Below are 20,105 nucleotides of genomic sequence, written 5' to 3'. Positions count from 1 at the left end.
GAAGCACTTCTGGGAATTACCTCGGACAGGCATCACTGGAGCAACGCGCTCAGGTCTGCCACTAGCCCTCCTGCCGCCTAATTTCCGGGCCAGCATGCTTGAAGTTCATGCAGGCCTACCCGCGCCTGCCCGAGAACTTACATGACCAAAACTTTGCCTTCCCAATGAGGGTGCAAGTTCCGTTCTTCATCAACACACAGAAAAGAGAGGAAGACCGCTTATGTCAGGAAACAGAGCCGTTGCCTATAAAGGACCAGGGAAAGTCGAGATCATCGACACCGACTACCCCACCTTCGATCTTAAGGACGCCCCGGGGATCAACCCGGCCAACATCGGCCGCAAGGTCCCCCACGGCGTCATTCTGCGAACAGTCACCACCAACATCTGCGGCTCGGACCAGCACATGGTCCGCGGCCGCACCACCGCCCCGACCGACCTGGTACTCGGACACGAAATCACCGGCGAAGTCATCGAATGCGGACCCGACGTCGAATTCATCAAGACCGGCGACATCGTCTCGGTCCCGTTCAACATTTCCTGCGGCCGCTGCCGCAACTGCAAGGAACGCAAAACCGGAATCTGCCTCAACGTAAACCCCGACCGCCCCGGCAGCGCCTACGGCTACGTGGACATGGGCGGCTGGGTCGGCGGCCAGGCCGAATACGTCATGGTGCCCTACGCGGACTGGAACCTGCTGAAGTTCCCGGACCGCGACCAGGCCCTGGAGAAAATCATGGACCTGACCATGCTCTCCGACATCCTGCCCACCGGCTTCCACGGCGCCGTCACCGCCGGCGTCGAAGTCGGCTCCACCGTCTACGTGGCCGGTGCCGGCCCGGTCGGCCTCGCTGCCGCAGCCGGCGCACAGCTACTCGGCGCCGCCGTCGTAATCGTGGGCGACCTCAACGAACAACGCCTCGCACAGGCACGCAGCTTCGGCTGCGAAACCGTGGACGTGTCCCAGGGCGACCCGAAGGACCAGATCGAGCAGCTCCTGGGCGTGCCCGAAGTGGACTGCGGTATCGACGCCGTTGGTTTCGAAGCCCGCGGCCACGGCAAGGACGCCTCGCACGAGGCGCCGGCCACCGTGCTGAACTCGCTGATGGACATCACCGCCGCCGGCGGCGCGCTGGGCATCCCCGGACTCTACGTCACCGGCGATCCCGGGGCGGCGGATGAAGCCGCGCAGCACGGTTCGCTCTCCATCAGCCTCGGCACCGGCTGGGCCAAATCGCTGTCCTTCACCACCGGCCAGTGCCCGGTCATGAAATACAACCGCCAGCTGATGATGGCGATCCTGCACGACAAGGTCCAGATCGCCAAGGCCGTCAATGCCAAGGCCATCCCGCTCGAAGACGCGCCCAAGGGCTACGCCGAATTCGACGCCGGCGCCGCGACCAAGTACGTCCTGAACCCGAACGGCTACATCAAAAACTAGGAAGGACCGATTTAAGGAGTTGCGCTGGCGCTAGGGGAACGAACGAGGTACCTCAAGCCCGGTTGGTACTCAACTCCTCTCATAAGAGCCTCCCATTCGTTCAACAAACCTGTCGAAAGGAGAATTAACATGACCTCAGTAACTCTTACGGAAGCCCGTGCGATAATCGACGCTGCCGAAAAACGCGCTGGCGAAATCGGCCAGCCCATGAATATCGCAGTAGTCGACAGTGGCGGCAATCTTGTCTCCCACGCACGCATGGACGGTGCTTGGATCGGCAGCATCGACATCTCCATCAACAAGGCGTTCACCGCTCGTGCCTTTGACATCCAAACCAAGGATTTGGGGGACAACTCCCAGCCGAATCAGCAGTTTTACGGCATCCACGCAAGCAACGGGGGCCGGATCATGATCTTCGCCGGAGGTCTGCCGCTGAGCAGGGATGGCCAGGTCGTGGGTGCGGTCGGGGTTAGCGGAGGCTCAGGCGAGCAGGATCAAACCGTAGCGGAAGCAGGCGCCGCAGCTCTATAGATGGGCGGCAAGCCCCAGCGGCCAGGTGGACGGTGAATAAATCACCGGCCACGTGGCCTTGCCTGCGGATTGCGGACGAGGGTGGGACTGGTCGACGGTCCCACCCTTTCTGTTGTGATGACGCCATTGGAGCTGCCGTTGCACGCTTTGGCGGCTCCCCACCGTTCGAATCTCGACAAGAGCAGCTGTCACCGTGGTCAAGCGCCCGTTGCCCGGCGCGCCCGTTGCCCGGCGATATACACACGCCGTACGAGCCGGTTACAGGTACCGTCGCTACCAAGCGCGTCCGACCGAGTTTGATCAGTCGCGAGTAACCCCCTAAAGGGGTGCGCACTAATTTCCATCCACGGCACCGTCCGTCTCGGAGAGTGATATCTCAAAGGCCGGCAGCTGCCGGTCAAACGTCCTGCCCATAATGCCGCTTGCAATAGCCACGGCACTGGTTGCACAAATCATCCGTGGCGGGAAAACTCTCTTAACGGATGGATGCTGAACCGGACAGCATGGGACCGGTGCCGGAAGGATCATCCATTAGATGTGCCCCTCGGCGGTTCGAAGATGGAACTTCATGCGTGCAGCGGGCATTCGACTTCACCGCCTTCCACCCAGCCGGCCGCCAACGAGGCATTCTTTTATGGCGACGTCTGATATATCTTGTGTCGGGCCGATACGGCCTCGCTAAACCAACGGAGAGGCCTGGAGCGGTGGAGGGAACGATTTCTATCGGTCGGACCCGGGCGGAGCATGCCTATCTGGAGCTCCGCCAGCGCATCATTGACATGCGGTTGCCGCCGGGCGCGGCTCTGGATGAAGAAGCGCTGATGACCGAGCTTGGGGTTGGGAGGACACCCATGCGTGAGGCGGTCAAGCGGCTGGAATCGGATCGGATGCTTACCGTCTATCCGCGTCGGGGCACAATCATCGCCGATGTGAACATCCGTGACCTGAAGGAAATCTCCGATGCCCGCCGCGTGCTGGAAGCATTCGCGGCGCGCCGGGCTGCGGAGCTAGCCACCGACGAAGATCGGCAGAGGCTGCAGACGTGTCTGGACTCTCTGGCTGACGCCCCCTCGGAGTCCAACAAGGCCTCAATTGGTTTGGACGAGCAGATCCACCGTGCTGTGTACACGACGATGCGTAACAGCTACGTTGAAGCGACGTTGATTCAATACTTCAGTCTCTCCCAGCGGATGTGGAACTTCGTGTTGTCGGGGATGGCGCCGATTACCCGCAATGTTCAGGAGCACGTTGCTCTGCTGCACGCCATCATCGATGGGGATGCCGACAAGGCGGCGGCGCTTGCCGAGGAGCATGTGACTCACTTCGAAGAGCTTGTTCGCAGCACCCTATAAGTCAGGGCGCCGGTTAGGCATGCGATCATGAGCCGGTGCCCGGAACCGGCGTGGTTCCGGGCACCGGCTGCAAAGTCAGGCGCGGATCTTCTTCATCTCGGGGTCAACGAGCGGTTCGGAGGCCACTGTTGCGCTGATCCGTTGACCGAAGTATTCAATCTCCACCTGGTCCCCTTCGCCCACGGTCCCGGGGAGCCAGGCGTAGGCGACGGGTTTGCGCACGGTGTGGCCGTAGGCGGCGCTGGTGACATAGCCGGCGCGCTTCCCGTTGGCGAAGACCGGTTCCTTGCCCAGGACCATGGAGGCGCCGTCGTCGATGGTCAGGCAGCGCAGCCGGGTGGCCGGAGGCTGGGCGGTGCGTTGTTCCAGGGCGGCTTTGCCAATGAAGTCGTCCTTGTTGCCGCGGACCGCGAACGCGAGTCCGGCCTGAACGGGGTCGTGTTCGGTGTCCATGTCGGTTCCCCAGGAGCGGTAGCCCTTCTCGAGCCGCAGGCTGTTGAAGGCGCTGCGGCCGGCGGCGACTACGTTGAGGGGTTCGCCGGCTGCCCACAGTGCGTCCCAGAGCCGCAGCCCGTATTCGGCGCTGGTGTAGATTTCCCAGCCCAACTCGCCGACATAGGACAGGCGCATAAGCCGGACCGGGATGCCGGCAATGGTGGTGCTGGCCGCCCGGAAGTATTTCAGCCCATCGTTGGACAGATCCTGCGGTGTCAGTGGCTGGACCAGATCGCGGGCGCGGGGGCCCCAGACGCCGATGCAGCAGGTGCCGCCGGTGGTGTCCTGGACGTGGACCCACTGGTGCGGGTCGGTTTCGGTTTGCGCCGCTGCCTGCCGGGAGATGTAGTCCAAATCCAGTCCGCCGTTGGCGCCGATCTGGAACAGGGTCTCCTCGATCCCGGCCACGGTCAGGTCGCTCTTGATACCGCCGGCCTGATCCAGCATGAGGGTGTAGGTGACCGAGCCGATGCTCTTGTCCAACTGGCCGGTGGTCAGTCGTTGCAGCAGCTGCAGTGCTCCGGGGCCGGAGACTTCCAGGCGTTTGAGCGCCGTCATGTCGTACATCGCCACGTTGGTGCGCGTGGCGTGTGCTTCGGCCGCGGCGACCGGGGAATCGAACTTCGCGGACCAGTCGTCCCGGGCTGGCGGCTGCCACTCCGGGGGCAGGGTGTTGAGCAGATCGGCGTTCGCTTCGTACCAATGCGGGCGCTCCCAGCCGCCGGTTTCGAGGAAGAATGCCCCGAGCTCGGCTTGGCGCCGGTGGAACGGGGACAGGCGCAGGTCCCGGGGGGACTGGCGGGGTTCGAGCGGGTGGCGGATGTCGTAGATCTCGACGAAGTTCTGCTTCGAGGTTTCCAGCACGTATTCGGGCTGCACCTGGATTTCCTCGAAGCGGGCGACGTCGAGCTCGCGCAGGTCCGTTTCGGACCGGCCGGTCACCAACAGCTCGGCCACCGCTTTGGCGATGCCGGCCGAGTGCGTGACCCAGACGGCTTCGGCGATGAAGAAACCCTTCAGGTCCCGGGATTCGCCCACTAGCGACCCGCCGTCCGGGGTGAAGGAGAAGATGCCGTTAAACGCGTCCTCGATCCCGGTCTCATGCAGGCCGGGCAGCAGTTGCCTGCAGGCCTTCCACGGCTGTTCGAAGTCTTCGGCGGTGAACGCGAGCCGGGACGGCATGGCATGCTCGCTGACGGGCCCGCCGGGCAGTTCGTCATAACCAACGGCTATGGGACGGTGGGCGTAGGATCCGATGCCCAGCCGGGCGCCGTGCTGGCGGAAATAGAGGTCCTCATCCTGGTGGCGCAGCAGCGGCAACACGGCATTGTTGCCGCTGCCGATGACCTTGTCCGCTGCCGCGGGCAGCTCGGCCAGCGGTGTCGTCGTCACGTACTGGTGGGCCAGCGGCACCAGCGGCACAGGCATGCCGATCAGGTCCCCGACAGCCGGACCCCAGAAGCCTGCGGCGGAGACCACGACGTCCGCCGGGAATACTGTGTCGCCGCTGCGCACACCGGTGACCCGCCCTGCGGCGCGCTCGATACCGGTCACGGGGGTGCCGCCGATGAAGCGGGCGCCACGGGATTCGGCGCGTTCGCGCAGCAGTTCCACGGCCAGAACGGATGAGGCCAGTCCGTCGCCGGGCAGGTAGAGCCCACCCAGGACCAGGTCGTCGTCGATAAGGGGGTGCAGCGCCTTGGCTTCAGCGGCGTCGACTACCCTCGCCTCCAGCCCCCAGGCTGTGGCGAAGCCGCAGCGACGCTTGATCTCGGCGAGGCGTTCAGGCGTGGTAGCCACTTCGAGGCCGCCGACGCGGTTGAACGCGCGGGCGCCGCCGCGGGTCAGGGAGGTGAGCTTTCGTCCGGTGTAGGCGGCGAACTCGGTCATGGCCTTCGACGGGTTGGTCTGGAACACCAGCCCAGGGGCATGCGAGGTGGAACCGCCGGTGAGCGGAATCGGCCCCTGGTCCAGGACGGTGATGTCGCTCCAACCCCGTTCGGTCAGTTCGTCGGCCAGGTTGGCACCGACGATGCCGGCTCCGATGATAACGACGCGCGGTGATGGCATGATGTGGGCCTTTCGTTTGTGGACGGTGCCCGCCCCAGGGCAGGTACGGGGCGGGCAGCCGTGCGAGGGTCAGGTGAAGATGATGGTGCGGTGGCCGTTGAGCAGGACGCGCTTCCCGGCGTGCCAGCGCACTGCCCGGGCCTCGGCGTCGCATCCGATGGTGGCCAACTGGTCTGGGGTCAGCCGGTGATCAATGCGGAGGACTTCCTGCTCGATGATCGGGCCCTCGTCCAGGTCCGCTGTCACGTAGTGCGCCGTCGCTCCGATCTGCTTCGCGCCTCGGGCGTAGGCCTGATCAAGCGCAGGGCTGAGACTCTGTCTCTCCTTAATTAACGTGGTCTCAAAGAACCGCGCCCGCGGCTGCGGGCAGCGCCGGGGAGCCGGACGCATCCGGCAGGCCGTACACGGTGTTGCGGAAAAGCAGGGCGGTAGTGACGGCACCTACACCGCCCGGTACGGGGCTCAGGGCAGCCGCCACTGCACCGACAGAACCGGCCTCGACATCGCCGACGAGAGCGCCGGCGTCGTCGAAGTTTGTGCCGACGTCGATGACCACACTGCCCGGGGCCACATGGGCAGCCCCGATGAGCCCCGCCTTGCCGGCGGCGGCTACAACGACCGCAGCGGTGCCGGTGGCAGCGGCAAGGTCAGCGGTGCGTGAATGGGCCATGGTGACCGTTGCGTCCCGGTTGAGCAGCAGGTGCAGCAGCGGTTTGCCGACCACGAGCGACCGGCCGACGACCGTAATGGACCGACCCGCAAGCCCGACATCGTAGTGGTCCAGCAGCTCGACTACGGCGGCAGCTGTGGCCGGGGCAAAGCATGCTTCTCCGGCCAGCAGCCGGGTCAGCGAGGCAGGGTTGGCTCCGTCAACATCTTTTTCCACAGCAATGGCACTACCGAGGCCGGAGATGCTGACGCCGTCCGGGAGCGGGGTCTGCAGGATGATGCCGTGAACGTTTTCGTCTGCGCTGGCTGTTTCCAGAACCGTCCGGATGTCGGTTTCGGACGCGTCCGGCCCCAGATCGGCCACGGTGACCGTGACACCTGTCTGCCCACCGAACCGTTGCAGCGTGCGGACATATGAGGCGCTGGACGGATCATCGGTCGCGGTCACAATCAACAGCTGCCGCTTCACGCCCTGCCGCAATAACTCGTCGACATCTGATGCGAGCTGTGCCTGGATGGCCGCAGCCACCGGCCGGCCCGAAAGCACGCGGGCGTTCATGCCAGCACCGTCTTCCGGGCTGCCTCGGTCACCGCATCCAGCCGCTCGAGCAGCCGGTCGACGCTGTCGACGATTGCCTGCAGGCTCTCACGTTCGTTCCCGCTGGCCGCAGATGCCAGATTCGATTCCAGATTCACCCGGGCGATGGAAGCAGCGGCACGGGCCGACGCGGCAGAGGCCACGACGTCGGCGATGACGCTGCGGTTGCCGACCGGCAGCAGCTCTTCGGCAGCGGCAGCCAGGTCCGTGCAAATGTCGATAACGGCGCGTGGAGCAGTTGTCGCCCCGGCCAGCGCGGAAATGATGGCGGCCTTGCGTTCCGCCTTTGCCGCCTCCCCGTCGGACGGCAGGGCGTACGCCACACCTACCGCGGCGAAAGTGCGTGCGTCGTCTTCGGCCGCAGCAAGGGCGCGGTCCGTTAACTCGGATGCCCGCGCAGCCAGCCTCGTCATGATCGGTTCAACGTCGGCGTACTTTGCGCCGTTCGAATACCCGACCACCATCGAGAGCAGGCTGCCGGCGAAAGCGGCGTGCAGGCCCGCTACCGTCCCCCCGCCGGGTGCGGGAGTGCGGGCAGCGAGCTGCTCAAGCAGGCTGCTGATTCTTTCATTTCCTAGGTGCTGCAATCGGTCTCCTTAGGAGCGGCGTCCACTCGCTCGTGAACATACAACTGATATATAAGAAGAGAGTAGTGTTCGCCGTCACACGTGTCAACGATTTTCGGCCGCGGCCAGACGGCCCTGCCCGCCTTCCGCTTATGGTGGCCCTCCAACCCGTTGGCGCACCTGTGGAAGTTGCAAGTCGCTCGGCTGCAATAGGCCCCTCATTCGCGGCGTAGCCTCTGTCGATTTCGCGTCTGCAATTTTTCGAATCCCACTAGACAGGCGTAGTTAGGTTAGCCTAAACTCTCCGTGGCTTACTTCGGCTATTCTCTTTTCGTCTCCGGGCCTTCGTCTGTCGGCGTTGAACTTAGGTGGTTTTGTGCGCGCTCTGCTCCCGCTTTCGGCATCCATGGGATTCGTGGCCCTTATTGCACTGTCAGGTTGCGGATTCAGTGGCGGGGCAGGAGGAGCCGAACAGTCGGCCGACGGCCTTGACAAGAGGATCGTCGTGGATAATTTCCGCGCTCCAGTGGCCGGTTGGGCTTTGGAGAGCGATTCCGCCTACATCCTGTCCCTATCCGGATGCCTCGAGACGCTTACCAGGTACGACGAGAAACAGGGAAAGGTCGTTCCCTCGCTGGCCACCGAATGGAAGCAGGTCGCTCCCACCGAGTGGGACTTCACCATCCGTGAGGGCGTGCAGTTCCAGGACGGTTCCGAGCTGACTGCGGAAACCGTGGTTGCATCGCTGAATCATGTCCTTGAAGCGGAGGTCCCGGCTCGGGCCTTCAGCCCGACGGTAGTTAGCGGCGTTAAGGCGATCGACGATAGTACGGTCAGGATCACCACTCCGAGCGAGAGTCCGCTGGTCCCGTACCGGCTAGCCAGTGTCAACACGGGTGTCCTGTCGCCGGCCGCATTCGAAGACGATGCTGTCGATCCCTTCGGTCACTGCACTGGGCCGTTCACTCCCGTCTCTGAAAAGCCGAAGCAGTCCCTGACACTGGAGCGGAATGAGAACTACTGGGGCGGGCAGGTTCAACTTGCCGGCGCCGAGGTTCGGTTCATCACGGATGGGGCAACCCGTGCGGCTCAGGTTCAGACCGGTGAAGCCGATGTTTCCCTCTCCGTTCCGGTTTCAAGTCTGTCCACGCTGGAGGCAGATTCCGGCGTGAAGGTCCTCAAGGCGGATTCGCCGCGGACGGCAACGCTGTACATGAACAACGGCAGGGCCCCGTTCGACGACGTCGACTTCCGCAAGGCCATCCGCTCGGCGCTTGATCTGGATGCCCTCGCCGGCAGCGTGTACGAAGGGGCTGCTATCGCCTCCAGCGGGCCGTTTGCCCCGTCGGAGCCCTGGGCGACAAAAAATATTGAGCCTCACGGGCAGGATCTGAAGGCGGCCAAGGAACTGCTCACTGCCGCCGGATACACCGCAGAGCGGCCGCTGGAAATCATCGCTATCGTGGAACGTGCGGAGTTCGCGGACGTCGCGACGGTAATCCAGGCGAACCTGAAGAGTGTCGGCGTCCCGGTTACCATCCAGACCAAGGAATACGCTGCGGTGGAACCGGATCTGCTGGCAGGTAACTACGACATGGTGCTGAGTCAGCGTAACCGCCTGATCGACATCGCCGACCCGATCGGCTTCCTCACGGCCGACTACACCTGCGAAGGTAGCTACAACCTGAGCCATTTCTGTGACGAGGACTACGACAAGCTCATCGCGCAGGCGGCCGAGACCGCTGACGCTGAGGACCGCTACCGGCTGTACTCCGAAGCAGGGCAAATCCTTCAGGAGCAGGCCGTCAACATCTGGCTCGTGAACGAACAGGCTGTTGACGCGGTCCGTGCCGATCTGCAGTCCTACATCCAGGACCCGCTTTCACGCTACGTTCTCCGGGCGGAAACGACGAAGCCCGCATCATGAGGATGAGCGGCACGGCGGGGATTCAGAAGGAACAAGGTCCCGAATGCTGATGTTCCTCGCCCGGAGAACAGCCACCTTGGGCATCACGGTTCTTCTGGCGTCTTTCGTGGTCTTCCTCATTCCTTATGTCACACCTGGGGACCCGGTGCGGAAGATCATCCGCTCCCGTGTGGTCGGAGACGTGATCGATGAATCCGCAGTCCAGGCTCTGACGGTCGAGCTGGGTCTTCAGGATCCCCTATGGGTGCAGTATCTGCGGTGGCTGGGCCGGCTGGGCAGCGGAGACATGGGCCTGTCCTACACCAGCCGCACACCTGTGATCGACCAGGTCCTGCCTGCCTTCTGGATCACGCTGAGCCTGGTCGTCGTAACCCTGGGCGCGGCTGCCGCAATCGCTGTCGTGCTAGGAATCGCCGCTGCCTTGCAGGAGGGCCGCCCGGCCGACAGGCTCATCACCACTGTCACCCAGGCCTTCATCGCACTGCCGGAATACTGGCTGGCGCCGATGCTTGTGCTCGTCTTCGCACTGAAACTTTCGCTGCTGCCCTCCGCTGGCTGGGAGGGCCCTGCCTCCGTCATTCTGCCCGTTGCCGTGCTCGCCCTGCGTCCTACAAGCTATTTCACCTCAGCGGTGCGCGAGGGGATGCTGGACGCGTTGGGAGCGGAGCACGTCACCGCTGCCCGAAGCCGCGGACTCAGCTACTCCCAGGCAGTGTGGAAGCATGTGATACCCAACAGCCTGCTGCCCCTGACCACCATGGTGGCCGTGTGGTTCGCCGGTCTGCTGGGAGGATCAGTCATCGTGGAGGTCATCTTTGCCATCCCGGGGATGGGACGCTTGTTATACGATGCCGTGCTCAATAGCGACATTCCCCTGGCGCAGGGCGGCGTCGTCATCGTCGTCGGACTCGCCGTCGTACTCACGACAACAGCCGACCTGATCCACCGACTCCTCAATCCCCGCCTCAGGATGCACCATGCATAAACGGCACGCACTCATCATGGCAGCGGCAACAATTCTGGCCCTCGTCGTGCTGTCAGTGGCGCTGTCCCCGTGGATTAGCCCCTACCCGCCCGCGGAACAGGACCTGGCCGCCAGGCTGGCCCCGCCCAGTACAGCCCATTGGTTGGGAACGGACCACCTCGGCCGGGACACCTTCAGCCGACTGCTCGACGGCGGACGGTTCTCGCTGACCATCGCAGCTCTGGCAACAATACTGACCGGCGTCGTCGGCACAGCGGTCGGCGTCATCAGTGCCCGCCGCCGGGGCTGGCTCGATGAGTTCTTTACCCGTACCAACGACGTCCTCCTGGCACTGCCGGAAATGGTGATCGCTTTGTTTCTGGTCGCCGCGCTGGGGACCGGCTATCCGTCCCTCCTGCTGGCGCTGACCGTGACTGGCTGGACACCTTTCGCCCGGCTGGCACGCGCGCTTGCCTACGACGTCTCCGCACGCGGATTCACTGAGGCTGCCCACGTGCTCGGATGCTCCCCCTCGTTCATCATTCTTCGCCATATCCTGCCCCACCTCGCCGCTCCCCTGCTCGGGCAGGCAACGCTCCGGTTCGGACAGCTGCTGATCAACGTCGGTGCTCTTTCCTACCTCGGTCTGGGGGTGCAGCCGCCACAGTCGGACTGGGGATCCATGCTGGCCGCTGCACAGCCGTACGCGCTTAGGTCGCCGCTGGCGATCCTCGCCCCCGGGCTGGTGATCTTCATCGTCGCGCTCTGCGTTACCCTCATCGGCCAGCGGCTGTCACACCTGACCAGCAGCCGCCTCTTACTGACCACAACCTCTTCACAGGCGGCACCGAATGCTTGAAGGCCTGATCATCGAACAGCTGCACCTCAACCATCAGCCGCCCTTGGCTGAACGGAATGCCGCAGGCAGGTATCCGGACGGCAATGTGTCCCGGCCGATCCTTTCCGGCATCGACCTCTCCGTGGCCCCGGGTGAATTCGTGGCCCTGGTCGGCCCATCAGGGAGCGGCAAGACGATGACCGCAATGTCCGTCCTGAGACTGCTGCCCCCGCAGGTGCGCATCGATTCAGGGACGATCCGGTTGAACGGGGTGGACCTGGCACAATCCCGCGAGGCCGACCTGAACCGCATCCGCGGCGGCCGGATCGGCATGCTCTACCAGCAGCCCAAACGGATGTTCAACCCGCGACGGACCATCGGCAGCCACCTGGCGGAACCGCTGAAGCTCCATCAAGGGCTCCGGGGACGGAACGCCAAGGCACGGGCGAAGGATCTGCTGGCTGAAGCGGGCTTGGAAGATCCTGCCACTTGCGCGTCGGCATATCCGCATCAGCTGTCCGGAGGCATGGCCCAAAGAGCCATGATGGCCCTCGCCCTGGCCGGGCGGCCGGAGTTGTTGTTGGCAGACGAGCCGACGTCTGCCCTGGACAAAGTGCTCGAACGGCAGATCCTGCAACTGCTCGACCGAGAGCGGCATGAACGCGGATTGGGTGTTCTCTACATCACCCACAACCTCGCCACCGTCGCCGCATTCGCCGACCGGGTGGTGGTAATGGACGCCGGACGCATCCGAGAGTCGGGACGGGCGAGAGCTGTTCTAACGGATCCGAAAACAGCCTGCACGAAAAACCTCCTTAACGCGGCAACCCTCACGCCCCCTCCCCGATCCGTGCCGGCGGCCCCTAGCCGCACCCTGCTGGCGCTAGACCGTGTCAGCAAACGATTCCCCTCAACCAGGAGCGGCGGCCGGCCCGCCCTCGATGGCGTCTCCATCGACCTTCGGGAAGGCGAGATCCTCGGTGTCCTAGGCCAGTCCGGCTCCGGGAAGAGTACCCTGGCCCGGCTGATCGTCGGGCTCGAGGCCCCCACCGGCGGAAGCATCACCCGGACACCGTCCGCAACGAAGGCTGGAACCGGTCCGGCGGCCACCACGGTGCAACTAGTCTTCCAAGAGCCATACGACTCCTTCGACCCCAGAATGAAGCTGCGCACCAGCCTCGAAGCCCCCCTGCTGCAGTACCGCCACATCACAACCGAGGAACGCAGCGAGCGTATCCGCGACGTCGTGCAGGAAGTAGAACTGGATCCCGCACTCCTGGACAGATACCCCGGCCAATGCTCGGGAGGCCAGCTCCAACGGCTCACCATCGCCAGGGCGCTCCTGCTCGAGCCAGAAGTGCTGATCTGCGACGAAGCGACATCGGCCCTGGACGCGGTGACACAACGCACGATCCTGGACCTGCTGCTGCGCCTGCATACCAAGCACAGGCTGAGTCTGGTCATGATCTCCCACGACCTGGACGTCATCCGGTACATGAGCCACAGGGTCGCAGTGCTCTACCAAGGCGCCCTTGTCGAACTGGCACCCACCGGCGATTTCTTCGCAAATCCACGGCACGAGCACAGCAAACAACTCATAGCAGCGGCCGTCCCGCTTCACCACGGCACAACCTTGGATCACGACCGCAAGACCACCTACCCGCGGCCATCCGCCACTCTGAATCGTGCCGATACTCTCGCTGCGAGCTGAGCACCCTTCCATCAAGCGCCGCAGGAGGCCTTCGTTTGTCGTTCCGCAGCTATCGGGCTGAAACGCGCACCCTGTTAGGCGCCCAACTGGTGTTCAACCTCGGGTTCTATGCCGTTGTGCCCTTCCTCGCTGGCGCCATGAGAACCGAATACGGGCTTGGTGTCACTGCGATCGGACTCGTACTGGGTGCCCGCACCTTCAGCCAGCAAGGAATGTTCCTGATCGGCGGCGTTCTAGCCGATCGATGGGGCGCACGCAGGGCTATCCTCGTCGGATGCCTGGTTCGTATCCTTGGATATGCGACGCTGGCCGCAGCTTCCGACTTCACCTTGTTCCTCCTCGGCGCCGTGCTAACTGGTGCCGGCGGTGCGCTGTTCTCCCCGGCGCTGGAGTCCCGGCTGTCCCATGCCGACCAGCCAGTAGAGACCGAAGCGTTAACTGGAGGGCGGAAGTCCCGCCGATCCGTGTTCGTCTGGCTGGCGGTCATCGGGGAGATCGGCGCAGTCATGGGCCCTGTGCTGGGCTCGGTCCTGTTGAATTGGAGTTTCGACGCCGCACTGGCCGCGGGAATCGGGATCTTCTCGGCCATAACGGTTCTGCTCTGGTACCGCTTGCCCGCCGAGCATGCCCGCGAGCCGGATATCTCAGAGGCCGACCAAGCAGGCTCGGCCGCAGGGTCACATTCTGCTTTCCGATGTCTGGGTGACAGACGGTTCGTGCTGTTCTGCCTTCTGGCCAGCACGAACATGCTCGCATACAACCAACTCTATTTCGCGATTCCCATCGAGCTGAGCCGACGCGGGCTCGACGGCGCGTGGCTGGGCGCGCTGTTCCTGATGGCCTCTGCCCTGACGTTGCTCCTGCAGTTATCGGTTTCCGCGATCGGCCGACGCTTGGGCTCCGGTCCCGCCCTGTCGATTGGTTTCGTGTTGCTATCAGGTGCCTTCACCGTGGCCGCCATGACTTCCGTATACCCCGGCTCTTCCGACGCTTCGCTGGCGCCGGTGTTTGTAACAGTTGCAGTCCTGATCCTGGGCCATATGCTCCTGACCCCCACGATCCTGTCCTTGATCCCCACGTTCGCCACAGCTAGTGGACCAGCCGCAGGGAGGGGCGCATACTACGGACTCGCAGCCACCTGCGGCGGAATCTCTGTGCTGGCGGGCAACTCTGCGCTAGGGCTCCTGCTCGATCTGACCGAACAGCAAAAATGGTGGCCAGGCACACCATGGATCCCGCTGATCTTGCTTCCCTTCTTGGCAGCGTTGGCGCTCCCCCGCGTACTGACCAGTCATCGAGCAAATAGACTGTCGCACTCGTCAACCAACACCGATCTGTACGGAAAGACCGGCTAACGAGCTGCTTAGCTTCCGGCTCCACACAAACGCCGATAACAGTCGGTGAGGATCCCGTTTATGAACCATCACTGTGGTTTCAAGAGGACTCTCCGTTGGAGTCCCCGCGTGCATCCCACTGCCCAGCGGACCACAGCGTCAGCCTGCGCACCGCCGGAATAACGACGGCGATTGCGCTGGCCTTAATTCTGCTCCTCAATACGTTGCTGTCTCGCACGAAGACGTTTGGCTGAGGGGTATTCGTTATGAGAGCTTTCCGAGGATTTCGTCAGCTGCCCGACGACCGGAGCGGATGGCGCCGTCCATGTAGCCGTTCCAGACAGAAGAGGTCTCCGCGCCCGCCCAGTGGATGCGACCGACGGGAGCTGCGAGGGCCTTGCCGTACTGGGTCCAGGCGCCCGCGCCTAGACGGCCTCCGTAGCAGCCGCGGGTAAACTCTTCAGCCGTCCAGTCCTGCTCGACGATGTCGAACGGCTCCGCGGCCTTCGGTCCAAAGTACTTCACCAAAGCATCGATAACGAGTCGCCGACGTTCCTCTGCGCTCATCAGGCTCGCGGTGCGGGCGTGGGTGCCCTCTAGGAAGCCGACCAGCACGCCGCAGGAGCCGTCGTGCGGGCTGTTGTCCAGGACGACGTTGAAAGCGTCGTCGAAACTCCATACTGTGCCGTTCAATCCTTCCTCACGCCAGAAGGGCCTGTCGTAACCAACCTGGAACTTGATTACGGCCCCGGCCGGCATCTGCTGAGTTAGCCCGTCGCGCAGAGGGGGCAGAGGCGGGAAGTAGCGCAACCGTCCGGCCAGGGTCTGCGGCACGGCGACGACGACGTGCTTGGCCGTAACGCTGCCACCCTCGTACTCGACGAGCACTCCTGCCTCGTCCTGACGGATGGTCCGGACCACGCTATTGAGTCGGACTGCATCGCCTAGTTCGGCCGACATCAGCTCGGAGATTTGGTGGGTTCCACCGACAACTCGCATCTCTTGGGCGCCTCCCGTGGTAGTCATCAACGAATCGAGACTAGTGCCAGATTTCACGTAGAAAAGGAAGTGCAGGAGCGAAAGCTCGGGAGACTCGGCTGAGAACAGCGCCGGAACGAGAAGCCGGAAGAACCGCCGAGCGAGGCTGTCTTCTGTGTTTGCGACGAGCCAAGCGTCTAGGGTTTGCCGGTCCAGGTCCTGAGCACCCTCGGTCTTCCAAGGTTCTTCAAGCGCCACCGTCGAGGCCAGGACCTCCAGCTGCTCCCATAGACGGCCGACCTCCATGGCCGACTCGGGAGGAAGGCCATATGACTTGTCTGCGTAGCGAACAACGCTACCGTCGAACACGGTCAGGGCTTCGCCCTCATCGAAGCTGTAGAAGGTCTCAAGACCCAGCTCCTTGATGAGCTCAAGTGCCACGTCCTGTGTCGGACCGACCCATTGGCCGCCCATCTCTACAGCGACACCGTTGCTGAGGAAGCCTCCCATGTTACGGCCAGCCACCCGGTCACGGGCTTCCAGCACGACCACGCTCCTGCCTGCCTCGACCACCTTTCGGGCTGCGCTCAGGCCCGCCAAGCCCGCGCCTACGACAACTACGTCCACATCACACATTCAAGATCCTCCAACTCCAAAGTAATTCAGTCGTATGACTTAGAAGAAGGGTACGGCGCTCTTCGCAGTTGCGCAATACCAACAAAAACCTTTGCCCGTCAGGCAAAGGGGTCAGCAGGATTTGTGTTTTCTTTAGAGCTTTGTATCGAGGTGCAACCCCGTATCTCGCCGTACGCCTGCCAGTGAAATGAGCATCCCGGTCATAGCTTTGAGATCCTCGCGTGAGCGAGCTTCATCGGGATTGCACAGGTACTGCAGGATCAGGCCGTCCACTCCCGCGACCATGAGCCGGGCGAGCATTTCAAACTGCACGGCGCAGGTCTCGCCCGCCAACTGTGCCGCAAGTTGGAACCACTCTGCGGCAACGCTTTCGTAGCGCTCGTATTGGCTGCGCGCAAGGCCCTCTTGACCGGGAGTCCGCAAAGCATATGTCGTCAACTCGTATTGCATCAGCTGTAGATCCGTCCGACTGGCCACTAATTCGGACCAGAAGGCGGCGAGGCCTTGGCGGATCGCATGCTCAAGGCCCTGGTCCAGCTCAGCAGAGGCTTTGAGCACCGTAGCGATCTCGTCCACCACTGCTTCGATCACCGCTCTTAGCAGCATCTCCTTCGAAGGAAAAATGTACTGCAGGGTTCCCAAGGGGACTTCAGCCTCTGCCGCGACTGCTCGTAGAGATGTACGAGACACTCCATCTCGGGCCAGCGCCCTGCGTGCGGCGGCGATCAGTTGCTTACGGCGGACTCCGGCTTCGACATATACCATCGATTCCCTCTTTCGGTCATGTGACCGGAATTATCCCACAAGTCGAAGGGGTCGGGGCGGGACTCAGCCAGTCACACGTGCATATCCGAGCGGAACAGCAACAGGACCGAGCCGATACCGAAGGACTTCAGAACTGGGCGATCCGGTAATCCCCTCACTGGTGACCCAGCCGCGATTACGACCTGCCAGGAATCGGCTCAGTCGCTTGGACCTGAGCTCGCCACTTCTTAGGCGATGCCAGATGATGCCGCCTGCCCGATACTTCAAAGCGGTTTCTTCAGCGATAAGTCGCAGTGTCCGCCTTGGGGTCGCCGAGCTTCGGACAAAAGCAGAAGCTGAGTTTATGGTCCCTCACACTCCACAACTCGCTCAATAGCGGCAATGGACGGCTGCCGTCGGTCAAAATTGCGCCCGCCTGATTGGCAGTTAATATCAATCAGACGGGCACAGGCAGACCATGACAGTTCAAGACAGACATCCATCCGTCGAGAGATCGGACCGGAAGAAAGGCGCAAATCTAGGCGTCAGGACCAGAATTCGGGATGCGGACAGCCTTCGCGAACTGATCCATGCCAAATCTTGTCAATTCACGGCCTGCCCCCCCCCCCCCCGACCGCTTGACTCCACTGCAAGGGAGGTCCATTCCATCCGGCTGATTCAGTTGATCTGTCAGGACTTTATTGTTTCCCGTGGACGGGTGTTCACGTCCGGATCCTCGTCTTCTTTGATCGCTTTCTTTCCGAGTTTTGCCCAGGAGCTTCGGATCACCCTTTGGATAGATTGGTCGAGAGCGACGGCGATGATAAGGGTTGCACCAACGAGGATGGTCTGTAGGAACGGGGAGGCTTGCATGAACACCAGCCCAGTCAGCAGCACTCGGAAGAAGAGCAAGCCGGCAACAACGCCGCTGATTCGGCCGATGCCACCTTCAAAGGCGACCCCTCCGAGCAGAACGACGGTTAGTGCATCCAATTCGAGGGCGGACCCAATATTTGGATTCGCGGACTGCACCTTTGCAGAGAGCAGCAGTCCTGCCAATGCAGCGAATGAACCGCTGGCTACGAAGAGACTAAACCTGGTCCGCTTCACGTTCACGCCCATAAGTCGGGCAGCGCGCTGATTGCCGCCAATTGCCTGGACTTCCCTGCCAAACTTCGTGCGATTGAGCACGTACCAACCAAAGATGATTACGAGAGCGAGTAGCACGATCTGGATGGGCACCGGACCAAGTTTCATAGTCCCGATAACGCGGAAGGCCTCCGGAAGTTCTGACCGCGGAATGGTCTTTCCTCCTGACATCAGCAGAGCAAAACCAGCCCACACGCTAAGCCCACCAAGGGTGACGACGAAGGAGTTGAGCACGAGATACGATACAAGGAAACCGTTGAGAGCTCCGGCAAGAGCACCAAGGCCGATGGCAGCGAGAATGCCTAGCGAGGCTGAGTCAGTGTCGCTCATTACCATTCCGCCGGTCACAGCAGCAGCGGACGCGATCGATCCCACGGATAGGTCGATCATTCCGGACATAATGAGGAATGCTGCCGGAATTGCAATTAGTCCGAGTTCTGCCGCCTGAAGCAGGATGTTCTGCCCGTTGGCGACGCTGAGAAAATTGGGACGCAGGATCGCGAATACGACGATCAGAGCTATCAGCGCCAGGAAGATGCCGTTTCTGGCCAAGAAAATTTTAAGTCGCTCAGTGTTCATAGTTTTTTCTCCGGATCAAGCGCGGGTGTGTTCGGCCAGGGACAGAAGGCTGGCAAGGAGGTCTGAGTTGAAATCGTCAGTTCGATCGACGGCAGCCAACTTTTGACCGAGGAGTACATAGGAGCGGTCGCACATGGACGCGATCTCATCGGACTCGCTCGAGGCCACGATTACGCAGGCGCCCTCCTTCGCTGCATTTCGAACGGCGTCGACAATGTCGAGTTTGGCTCCGACGTCGACGCCTTGGGTTGGCTGCGCGAGGAGCAACAGTTTTGGTTTCGTCGGATACAGCCATCGAGCCAAGAGATGTTTCTGACGATTTCCACCAGAAAACTGCGAAACTTCTGCCTCGCCGCTGGGGCCGTGGATATCGAGCGCCTTGCGGGCGTGATCGTAAAGATCCGAGCCCGTGCGGTTCCCGATCCACCAGCCATGGTTCTCTAACGAGCCGTACCATGGCAGCATGATGTTGTCTTTTCCGGTATTGGATGAGATGAGACCGTCAACGTCACGATCCGGCGGCACGAAGAAGACTCCGCGTTGAATGGCCTGGTGGGGGCTTCCCACCCGAACGTGTTCGCTTCCTAGTTCGTAATCGATGACTCCTGTCACCCCTGCGAGGCCCGCTATCAGCTCGAATTGCTCACCTCCAGCCATACCGAACAGGCCAATAACTTCACCTCGCCTTCCCTCGATGGGGCCGTCCGGCGTTTCAAATCGCAGAACCGGCTCTCCTGCTGCCGTCTCAATAAATTCGGACTGCCGGAGTTCTGGGACTAGGGCTTTCGCAAGTTTCTCCGGCGTAAACGAGGCGGCTGCATCGTCGACGACCAGCTCACCCCCTCGGAGAACCACGATGCGCGTGCAGACTTCCATGATGTCCGGGAGCCGATGAGACACATAGACTACAGCGACGCCGCGATCCGCAAAGCTGCGGATGAGCGCGTGAAGCGAGTCTGTTTCTGCCTTCCCGAGCGCCGCTGTTGGCTCGTCGAGCAATAAAACCTTCATTTCCCCAGAAAGCAAGCCCCGGGCAAGGTCGACAAGTTGTCGCTCCCCCAGCCCTAATGCATCAACAGGCATTTCGAGCGGAATGTCCGCCCCCACCGCTGCCAGTGCTTCACGAGCCAGCCGCCTACGATCAGCTTGCACCGCCACCCTTCTCGCGAGGAAGAGATTCTCAAGAACGCTCAAGTTCGGCGCGAGGGCGGGCTCTTGATGGATAATAGTGATGCCCAACTCTGCGGCTTCTCTCGGGCTGAGTTTGCCGCCGACATTCGTTCCGTCGACCAAGAATGATCCCTGTGTTGTGGCAATCACACCACTTGTAACATTGAACAGAGTGCTTTTGCCTGCTCCGTTATGGCCGAGGAGGCCCACTATCTCCCCGGATCGTACCGAGAAACTTATGTTGGATAACGCCCGTGTCGCGCCGAAGTCGACGCTGACGTTCTCGTACTCGAGGCGCACATTATTACTCACAGCAGTCATCGGGCTCCTTTGTCACTCTCATCAGAGAGTTGCTG

15 protein-coding genes and 1 pseudogene are annotated in these 20,105 nt (G+C 62.3%); 8 read left to right on the top strand and 8 right to left on the bottom strand.

Annotated features, from left to right (window positions below; genetic code table 11):
- The first annotated feature begins 220 nt into the window (after nucleotides 1-220).
- From fdhA to AC3A4M_RS12285, 3 genes are all read left to right on the top strand, one after another.
- A complete protein-coding gene (gene fdhA / locus AC3A4M_RS12295) occupies nucleotides 221-1,438 on the top strand; it encodes a formaldehyde dehydrogenase, glutathione-independent (protein ID WP_498736007.1) in 1,218 nt (405 codons plus the stop codon).
- Nucleotides 1,439-1,567: 129 nt separating this feature from the next.
- Nucleotides 1,568-1,969, top strand: coding sequence for a GlcG/HbpS family heme-binding protein (locus AC3A4M_RS12290; RefSeq protein ID WP_498729913.1), 402 nt, complete (start codon nucleotides 1,568-1,570; stop codon nucleotides 1,967-1,969).
- 704 nt (nucleotides 1,970-2,673) lie between these two features.
- A complete protein-coding gene (locus AC3A4M_RS12285) occupies nucleotides 2,674-3,321 on the top strand; it encodes a GntR family transcriptional regulator (protein WP_498736006.1) in 648 nt (215 codons plus the stop codon).
- Between the two features lie 75 nt (nucleotides 3,322-3,396).
- Here AC3A4M_RS12285 and AC3A4M_RS12280 read toward each other — a convergent pair whose 3' ends face one another.
- From AC3A4M_RS12280 to AC3A4M_RS12265, 4 genes and pseudogenes are all read right to left on the bottom strand, one after another.
- Nucleotides 3,397-5,889: a GcvT family protein gene (locus AC3A4M_RS12280; RefSeq protein WP_498736188.1), complete on the bottom strand. Its 2,493-nt coding sequence runs from the start codon at nucleotides 5,887-5,889 to the stop codon at nucleotides 3,397-3,399.
- A gap of 66 nt (nucleotides 5,890-5,955) precedes the next feature.
- A pseudogene (locus AC3A4M_RS12275) lies at nucleotides 5,956-6,180 on the bottom strand (formyltransferase family protein); the annotation flags it as partial.
- A gap of 46 nt (nucleotides 6,181-6,226) precedes the next feature.
- Nucleotides 6,227-7,114 carry a tetrahydrofolate dehydrogenase/cyclohydrolase catalytic domain-containing protein gene (locus AC3A4M_RS12270; RefSeq protein WP_498736005.1) on the bottom strand — a complete coding sequence of 296 codons (888 nt, stop codon included), beginning with the start codon at nucleotides 7,112-7,114 and terminating at the stop codon, nucleotides 6,227-6,229.
- The gene (locus AC3A4M_RS12265) at nucleotides 7,111-7,740 is read right to left on the bottom strand and encodes a cyclodeaminase/cyclohydrolase family protein (protein ID WP_498736004.1); all 630 of its coding nucleotides are present in this window, start codon (nucleotides 7,738-7,740) and stop codon (nucleotides 7,111-7,113) included. Before AC3A4M_RS12265 ends, AC3A4M_RS12270 begins: the two co-directional genes overlap by 4 nt.
- Nucleotides 7,741-8,095: 355 nt before the next feature.
- Here AC3A4M_RS12265 and AC3A4M_RS12260 point away from each other — a divergent pair, with 355 nt between their 5' ends.
- The 5 genes from AC3A4M_RS12260 to AC3A4M_RS12240 are packed head-to-tail and all read left to right on the top strand — an operon-like array spanning nucleotide 8,096 to nucleotide 14,514.
- The gene (locus tag AC3A4M_RS12260) at nucleotides 8,096-9,646 is read left to right on the top strand and encodes an ABC transporter substrate-binding protein (protein ID WP_498736003.1); all 1,551 of its coding nucleotides are present in this window, start codon (nucleotides 8,096-8,098) and stop codon (nucleotides 9,644-9,646) included.
- 43 nt (nucleotides 9,647-9,689) lie between these two features.
- A complete protein-coding gene (locus tag AC3A4M_RS12255) occupies nucleotides 9,690-10,631 on the top strand; it encodes an ABC transporter permease (protein WP_498736002.1) in 942 nt (313 codons plus the stop codon).
- Nucleotides 10,624-11,469 (top strand): ABC transporter permease, encoded by an 846-nt coding sequence (locus AC3A4M_RS12250; protein ID WP_498736001.1) that lies wholly within the window; start codon nucleotides 10,624-10,626, stop codon nucleotides 11,467-11,469. Before AC3A4M_RS12255 ends, AC3A4M_RS12250 begins: the two co-directional genes overlap by 8 nt.
- Complete coding sequence (gene nikE / locus AC3A4M_RS12245; RefSeq protein WP_498736000.1) at nucleotides 11,462-13,159, top strand: nickel ABC transporter ATP-binding protein NikE; 1,698 nt, start codon at nucleotides 11,462-11,464, stop codon at nucleotides 13,157-13,159. The genes AC3A4M_RS12250 and nikE overlap by 8 nt, the downstream gene beginning before the upstream one ends.
- A 35-nt stretch (nucleotides 13,160-13,194) precedes the next feature.
- Nucleotides 13,195-14,514: an MFS transporter gene (locus AC3A4M_RS12240; RefSeq protein WP_498735999.1), complete on the top strand. Its 1,320-nt coding sequence runs from the start codon at nucleotides 13,195-13,197 to the stop codon at nucleotides 14,512-14,514.
- Between the two features lie 243 nt (nucleotides 14,515-14,757).
- On the opposite strand, the gene AC3A4M_RS12235 is transcribed toward AC3A4M_RS12240, so the two are convergent.
- The 4 genes from AC3A4M_RS12235 to AC3A4M_RS12220 all read right to left on the bottom strand — a co-directional run bounded on the left by AC3A4M_RS12235 (nucleotide 14,758) and on the right by AC3A4M_RS12220 (nucleotide 20,070).
- On the bottom strand, nucleotides 14,758-16,107 hold the full coding sequence (locus tag AC3A4M_RS12235; protein ID WP_498735997.1) for a flavin monoamine oxidase family protein: 1,350 nt from the start codon (nucleotides 16,105-16,107) through the stop codon (nucleotides 14,758-14,760).
- Between the two features lie 132 nt (nucleotides 16,108-16,239).
- Nucleotides 16,240-16,872: a TetR/AcrR family transcriptional regulator gene (locus AC3A4M_RS12230; RefSeq protein WP_498735996.1), complete on the bottom strand. Its 633-nt coding sequence runs from the start codon at nucleotides 16,870-16,872 to the stop codon at nucleotides 16,240-16,242.
- Between the two features lie 669 nt (nucleotides 16,873-17,541).
- Nucleotides 17,542-18,579: an ABC transporter permease gene (locus AC3A4M_RS12225; protein ID WP_498735995.1), complete on the bottom strand. Its 1,038-nt coding sequence runs from the start codon at nucleotides 18,577-18,579 to the stop codon at nucleotides 17,542-17,544.
- Nucleotides 18,580-18,594: 15 nt separating this feature from the next.
- Entirely contained in the window at nucleotides 18,595-20,070 is a 1,476-nt protein-coding gene (locus tag AC3A4M_RS12220; RefSeq protein WP_498735994.1) for a sugar ABC transporter ATP-binding protein, read from the bottom strand.
- Nucleotides 20,071-20,105 lie beyond the last annotated feature (35 nt).

The organism is Arthrobacter sp. Soil_C_60 (assembly GCF_057656375.1).
This window is presented reverse-complemented; position numbering and strand designations above follow the sequence as displayed.